Genomic DNA, 7,306 nt, shown 5'->3' with positions numbered 1-7,306 from the left:
CGTGATGGCCCGGTCTTTGTGAGTCTCTGTCATTGGTCTGCTCCGCTACCTTGGTTGACGATGGGTTCTCATCATCGCTTATTGTGCCCGCTCGGGGTGTGTTGGAGGAGCGGGGCGGACCATTCCATTACTGTCTGCTTCATCAGGAGGTTATAGCGTACTCCTCAAGGCGACATCATTACAAGGCTGCACCCCATCGAAGGGACGATCACCAACACTGGCACCATCGCCCTCGAGTCCACCGGCGGCACCACCAGCCTATCCATTCAGGACGATACCACGCTGACCGGCAGCGGCTCGGTGCAGATGAGCAACCAGGCTAACAACCGGATCATTGGTAGCATCGGTTCAACCCTGACCCATGCTGCGGATCACAGCATCAGCGGGTCAGGCAGCATCGGTGCTAATTTCATTGGGCTGGACAATGCCGGGGTCATCGAGGCCGTGGGCAGCGCGGGGTTGACGCTGAACCTGCGCACGATCGACGACGTGACCCGGCGCAACACTGGCACCCTGCGGGCCACGGACGGCAGTACGCTGACGATCAATAGCGGCACGGTGGAAAACGCCTTTGGCGCTACCGCAGGCACCATCGAGGCGGCATCGGGTGGCACGGTGGCGATCACGAGCGGTCGTATCGAGGGCGGCACGCTGACCGGCGCGGGTGCATTCGACCTGCGCGGCAACGCCACGCTCGCCGACCTGACGAGCGACGCCGACATCACCATCGCGAACGCCCAGACCGGCCGGCTTGCCGGCACCGTCATCAACGACGGCACCATCTCGGTGGACTCCACCAGCGGCACGACCAGCTTGTCGATTGAAGGTAACACCACGCTGAGCGGCACCGGCTCGGTGCAGATGAGCAATCAGACCGGGAACCGGATCACTGGTAGCTTCGGTTCAACCCTGACCCAGGCTGCCGATCACAGCATCAGCGGGTCGGGCAACATCGGAAGCTCTGTGATCGGACTGGACAACGCCGGAACCATCGAGGCGGTGGGCAGTGAAGGGCTGACACTGAACCTGCGCACGACCGACGAAGTGACCCGGCGCAATAGCGGCACCCTGCGGGCAACGGACGGCAGCACGCTGACGATCAGCAGCGGCACAGTGGAAAACTTCCTTGGCACCACTTCCGGCACCATCGAGGCGGCATCGGGGGGCACGGTGGCAATCACCAGCGGTCGGATCGAGGGCGGCACGCTGACCGGTGCAGGCGCATTCGACCTGCGCGGTAACGCCATACTCGCCGACCTCACCACCGATGCCAACATCACCATCGCAAATAGCCAGACCGGCCGGCTTGCCGGCACCGTGATCAATGACGGCAGCATCGCACTGGAGTCGACCGGGGGGTCAACGTCACTGATCATTTCCGGTGACACCACCCTCGGCGGCAGCGGCACACTGACGATGAGCGACCAGGCCACCAACCTTGTCTACGGCACGCGGATAAACACGGGTGACCCAATTCCAACGCTGACCCATGGCGCGGACCACACCATTCGCGGAGCCTCCGGCAACTTCGGTTTGAGCGGCAACCTGACCTTGAACAACCTGGGTACCATCGAGGCTGATGGTAGCGCTGGATTGAACATGAGATTGAGTGGGGAGACCCAGGTCAATAGCGGCACGATGCGGGCGCTGTCGGAGAGCACGCTGACGCTGCGGAACACCTTTGACAATGATGGCGGGTTGATCGAGGCCCAAGACAACGCGCTGGTGGACATGGTCTCCGGCACCCGGATCGTCGGTGGTACGCTGGACACCGCGGGCACCGGCGTGATGCGCCTCTCGAGTTCGGCCACCATCGATGGCGTGACCAACCTGGGCCGCGTTGAGGTCTCCAACTGGGAGACCGGACGGATCGCCGGAAACATCACCAACAATGGCGAGATCGTGATCGACGCGGGCGCGAACAACACTGACTTGCTCGTCAATGGGGATACTACCCTAGGCGGCACCGGCACCCTGGTGATGGCGGACACGATTCGCTCGCGACTCTATGCGGGCGGCAGCCCCACGCTGCTGACCAATGCGGCCGGGCACACCATCCGGGGCGGCGGCGGTATTGGCAATATCGGCGGCAACCAGCTCGGGTTGCGCAACGAGGGGCTGATCGAGGCCGACGGTGACACCGCGCTCACAATCAGCCACTACGACAGTGCACCAAATCCCTCGGCCTCGGTGAACACCGGAACACTCCGCTCCTCCGGCGCGGGCGGCATGGTGCTTACCGGCGCCCAGTTCGACAACCAGGGACTGGTGGAGGCGTTGGACGGTTCCTCCGTGACCTACACCAGCACCGGCATCACGCTGAACAACCAAGCCGGTACATTGACCGGCGGCACCTGGCGGGCGGCCGGGGACGGCTCGGTGATCGAGATCCGCGGTCCGGCGATCGTGAACAACAACGCCGAGATAATTCTTGAAGGGGCGGGGTCCGTCTTTCGTGCCGCCGAGGTTCTCAGCACGACAAACCTTGAAGGCAGCCTGACCACCAACCAGGGCACGCTGCGCATCCTGGACAATCGCGACTACACCACCTCCAAAGACCTGACCAACTCCGGTCTGTTGCAGCTTGGCGGCGGCACGCTGGATGCCAAAAGCCTGACCAACACCGACACCGGCACCCTGACCGGCTACGGCACGGTTACCCCGCGCCCGGTGAACAGCGGCCTGATCGAGGCCACGGGCGGAACCCTGGCCATGACTGGCGGCATCCAGGGCGGCAGCGGCACGGTGACCATTCAGACCGACGGCGCGCTGGATCTCAGCTCGGCCACCCAAGCCAGCAGCGCGGACTTCCTGAACCATCAGGGCACGGCATCCGGCAGCCTTAACCTGGGCAGCAATGACTTCATCGTCTCCAAGGACTACACCAATGCCAATACCGGCACGGGCAACGCATTCGACGCCCGGGCCAATGTGGTCGGCACCGGCCAGATCGTCGGCGAAAACGCCGACATGGGTATTACCGGTGACGTAACCACTGCCGGCACGAACACCGTGACCCTGGATCTGGGCAATGTCCGCGGTGGGACCTCCACCACCGTGGACTATCAGATCGCGAACACCGGTAGCGGCGCGGACATCCGCGGCGCGGTGCAGACTGCGGCCGGGACCGGGGACCTCACCGACGCGCGCCTTTCGGGCACTGGCGTCACGGCCCAGAACTTCGGACCCATCGAAGCCGGTCAGAACATCGGCGATCTGAGCGTGACCTTCAACGCCACCAGCGGTGGCGCCCTGGACGGTCAGACCATCGGCGTGGTCAGCAACTTCGACAACGTCGCCGGCCAGACCATCCAGATCACCGGCATGGCCACCTCCCTGGCTGAAGGCAGCGCCACGCCCGCCGGACCGATTGATCTGGGCAACTTCCGGGTTGGCCAGGCAGGTCCGGGCCAGAGCTTCGATGTGGAAAACCTGACCACCGGCGCTGGGGCGGAAAAGCTGGGCATCGGCACGGCTGTCACCACCGGCAACTTCGCCGCGACCAACAACCTGGGAGCCGGCCTGATCGACGGCGGCACTTCCCAGGCCAACGCCCTGTCCGCTACGGTGGACAACGGCCAGGCCGGGGTGAACACCGGCGCACTGGAAATCCAGTACACCACGGACGGCACACACATCGACGCCGGCTTCACAGCCCAGAACGTCAATAGCCAGAGCATCGCGCTGAGCGCCACGGGCTACAACATGGCCGAGGGCAGCGCCACGCCAGATCCGGTGACCCTTGCAAACCAGCGCGTGGGTGGCACGGAGAGCCAGGCCCTGACCGTGAGCAACACCGCTCCCTCGGGTGCGTACACCGAGGGGCTGAACGCAGGCTTCGGGGCCAATAACGGCGAGGCCGTGAACAATGCCGGAACCATCGGTCTTTTGGCCGGTGGCGGTAGTAACAACAGCTCGATGAGCGTTGGCGTCGACACCACGGCGGCCGGCGCGCGGACCGGCAGCGTGACGCTGAACTACGAGACCGACGGCACGGGAACCAGCGGGCTTGCGGCTGAGAGTGTCGGCAGCCAGACCATCACGGTCAGCGGCAATGTCTACCAGGTGGCCGAGGGCAACCTGAACACCACCAGCCTGAACTTCGGCGTGGTCCAGGTGGGTCAGAGCGTGAGCCAGAACCTGTCCATCTCCAACATCGCCCCTGGGCCGAATGGCTTCGTGGAAGACCTCAACGCCCAGTTCGGGGTCGCCTCCGGGACGGGCTCAAACCTGATCAGCGGCAGTGGGTCCATTTCCGGGCTTGTGGCCGGTTCGACGGATATATCCAGCATGGTGGTTAACGTGAACACCGCCAGCGCCGGGACCGTGAACGGCGCCATTGCGGTGGACTACTTCAGCGCCGGCGCAGTGAACGGCGTGAGCAACGGACTGGGTATCCTGGGCGTAGGTTCGCAGGACTTCGGGGTGACTGGGACCATCCAAACTACCGGAACCGTGGTGGACCAGGCGGCTCCTGTGATCAACACCGACCAGCCCATCCTGTTGGGCAATGTGCGCGAAGGGGCTGTTTCGCCCACCGCCTTTGTCAGCGTGACCAACCAGGCCAGCGGCAACCAGCAGGCAGCCTTGGACGCCACGATCACCGGCAACGCACCGATCACCGCCTCCGGCAGCTTTGACGACCTTGGGCCCGGCGCAACGGACACCAACAGTCTGCAGGTAGGCATGAACACGGCCACAGCCGGAGCCATTGCCGGCACCGCCACCATCGGCTTTGTCTCCGATGCCGGAAACCTCGGCGGCGGACAGCTGACTTTGGCCTCTCAGGACATCCAGGTCGAGGGTGCAGTCTACCGCCTGGCCAGCCCGGAGGTGGACACCACGCAACCGGTGGTCCTGGCCGCCCGGGTGGGTGACGCAGCGCCTACGCAAAACATCAGCGTGACCAACCAGTCTCCTGACGCCTTCACCGAAGGCCTCAAGGCGGACATTGGCAGCGTGGACGCCGGATTCACCGGCAGCGGAAACATCGACAACCTGGCCGCCGAGGGTACGGATACCACCAGCCTGGCCCTGGGACTGGCGGATACCAGCAGCTCACAGAACATCAGCGGCACTGTGAACCTCGACTTCCAGTCCACCGGCGCCGGCACCACAGAGGCGGCAGACATTGCTGTCGGCAGTGAAGCCATCCAGGTAGAGGGTCGGGTCTACCAGCAAGCCGAGGCCCAGGTAGATACCCCCAGCGTAGACTTCGGCATCGTCCATGTGGGTGATCTGATTAGCGCGAAGACCGTCTCCGTAACCAACTCGGCACTGGCCGCAGCCCTCAACGACACCCTGGCCGGCGGGTTCTTGAATCTACCTGCAGGGCCTTTCGACGGCAGCGGCAGCCTGACCGGATTAGAGGTGGGACAGTCTGATAATTCGAGCTTGGCAATTGGGTTAGACACCAGCAGCGCTGGGATCTTCGACCTCTCAGGAGACTATCTGCAGTTTGCCAGCCAGAACCCGGACATGGACGACCTGGATCTCGGGACATTCGGCCTGGATCTGTTCGCACAGGTCAACAACTATGCCAACCCGTGGTTTACGCTGGACTCGAGTCTTGGAACCCTGAGTGTTTCCGGATATGACTTCGTAGTGGACTTCGGCACCTTGCTTCCAGACTTTGGGACGCTGAACACCTTGTTGAGCTTCAGCAATAACGTCACTGGCCCTGCCGACCTGCTCCGCGGCAGCTATGACCTCACTGGAGTCGGCGCGCCATTCACGACAAGCGGATTCGGTGACTTCAACGACCTTGGCGCGGGCGATTCAGTCTCGAATCTAAGCCTTGCCTTCAACACGTCAGACCTTGGCTTCGGCATCTTTCAGGAAAGCATTGGCCTAAGCGCCGTTGGCTTCAACGCCAGTGGGTTTGAAGAGTCATTCGATATCAGTCTGACGTTCCGGGGTACCATTCGCGACACTGCAGCGGTCAGCGAACCACGCGTTTTGCTGTTGCTGCTGCCGGGCCTGTTGGCATTGGTCGGCCTTCAGTACCGCTCTGCAGCGAGACAGGGTTAATCACAGCGGCCCGTGGCAATCCTCGGCTCTGAACTCTGGATTGCCGCGGTCCATCAATCCCACAACACTTTACGGCCACGTCACAGCATACCCAAAGCCAGGGTCAGTCGATTCCGGCGTAGCGATCTGTAAACCATTGATCAAAGCGGGGAGCAATGGAAAAAACGAAATATTGGCTACTGATGATGATGGCGGCTGCCTCGTTGGTACTCGTCGTCGCCAACATCATCATCCTGAATGGAAACCGGAATCTGCAGGTGCAGGTGTCCGAGCGGAATCTCTACATTCAGCAGAGTCTGCAGCTCGAAGGGATCTATCAGCCCCTGCTAAAAACCTTGGCTGAACTCTCCGTGCAGCACAATGACGTGGCACTTCGGGAATTGTTGGCCTCCCAAGGGATCGGCGTTCAAGTCAACGCCCCTACCTCCTCTGCTTCTGGGCCAGGAAACGTGTCGCAACCCATCATTGATGAGGAGGAAACGAGACCATGAGCACATCGGAGCGGAACACGACAGGGCGAGGTCGCCAGTCGCGCCCCATGAATCTCTTTCTTCCTTTACTGATCCTGATGATCGCATGGCTATTCTGGACCGGGTTTCAGACGACACAGCTTATGAAGGAACGCAGCGGCCTCGTCGAATTGCATGAAAATCAGGAGCCAACTGTCGTCACGGCTCAGCAGATGCGAGGCCAACTGGACGCCCTTGCCGCGGGTACAAAACGCCTGGCGGATGAAGGCCATCCCCATGCCAGCCTCGTCGTGCAGGAACTGGCACGCCGCGGCGTCACCATCAACCCCAATGTCAGCAACTGAATAAGCCGCGCTATAGTTCGCCAGTACCTTGGAGACATTTGCGCAGTCTCTAACTCACTGAATTAATTCGCGCTTCAGGACGGTAAACATTTCGTTTACCCAGCGGCGAACGAACAATCAATGACTTGCGCATGACGCTCCGCCGAGGAGAGGAAAAATCACCCCAGCCGCCCCGCAGAGGTATAGTGGCTCCCGACTGATCGAGCAGATGCAAGGACTGGTGAGTTTCGTTGAGGCATCGCTCGAGGACGCACGGGCGGCCCAAGAGGTTTAAGAAGGCTTGTGGCGCGGGGTGTTGGCCTTGGGTCACAGCCTGCTGGGGGCCTTCTTTGCCGCTAGGAGCCTGTCCGACTTAGGGCTAGAATCCAGGGCTCGCGACCGTTTGTGGTAAAAAGAAAACGCTTCGCGGGGCTTGCCATCGCGAAAATGGGCCGTTTTTTCACGATATCACGCCATCTTGCC

The 7,306-nt window shown here is 62.1% G+C and carries 3 protein-coding genes; all 3 read left to right on the top strand.

Annotated elements, in window-relative coordinates; genetic code table 11:
* Nucleotides 1-306: 306 nt before the first annotated feature.
* The 3 genes from CKO42_RS25160 (at nucleotide 307) to CKO42_RS25150 (ending at nucleotide 6,844) form a co-directional block, all read left to right on the top strand.
* Nucleotides 307-6,030 (top strand): beta strand repeat-containing protein, encoded by a 5,724-nt coding sequence (locus CKO42_RS25160; protein ID WP_200251533.1) that lies wholly within the window; start codon nucleotides 307-309, stop codon nucleotides 6,028-6,030.
* A gap of 155 nt (nucleotides 6,031-6,185) precedes the next feature.
* Nucleotides 6,186-6,521, top strand: coding sequence for a hypothetical protein (locus CKO42_RS25155; RefSeq protein ID WP_200251527.1), 336 nt, complete (start codon nucleotides 6,186-6,188; stop codon nucleotides 6,519-6,521).
* Nucleotides 6,518-6,844 (top strand): hypothetical protein, encoded by a 327-nt coding sequence (locus CKO42_RS25150; RefSeq protein ID WP_200251524.1) that lies wholly within the window; start codon nucleotides 6,518-6,520, stop codon nucleotides 6,842-6,844. The genes CKO42_RS25155 and CKO42_RS25150 overlap by 4 nt, the downstream gene beginning before the upstream one ends.
* The last annotated feature ends 462 nt before the right edge of the window (nucleotides 6,845-7,306 follow it).

Source organism: Lamprobacter modestohalophilus (assembly GCF_016583905.1).
Lineage (GTDB): Bacteria > Pseudomonadota > Gammaproteobacteria > Chromatiales > Chromatiaceae > Lamprobacter > Lamprobacter modestohalophilus.
Note: the sequence above shows the minus strand (reverse complement) of the source record. Positions and strands in the feature narration are given on the sequence as shown.

What these genes read in the sequence shown, in the direction of transcription:
- CKO42_RS25160 (WP_200251533.1), top strand. Translation starts at nt 307, where the DNA reads ATGAGCAACCAGGCTAACAACCGGATCATTGGTAGCATCGGTTCAACC.
- CKO42_RS25155 (WP_200251527.1), top strand. Translation starts at nt 6,186, where the DNA reads ATGGAAAAAACGAAATATTGGCTACTGATGATGATGGCGGCTGCCTCG.
- CKO42_RS25150 (WP_200251524.1), top strand. Translation starts at nt 6,518, where the DNA reads ATGAGCACATCGGAGCGGAACACGACAGGGCGAGGTCGCCAGTCGCGC.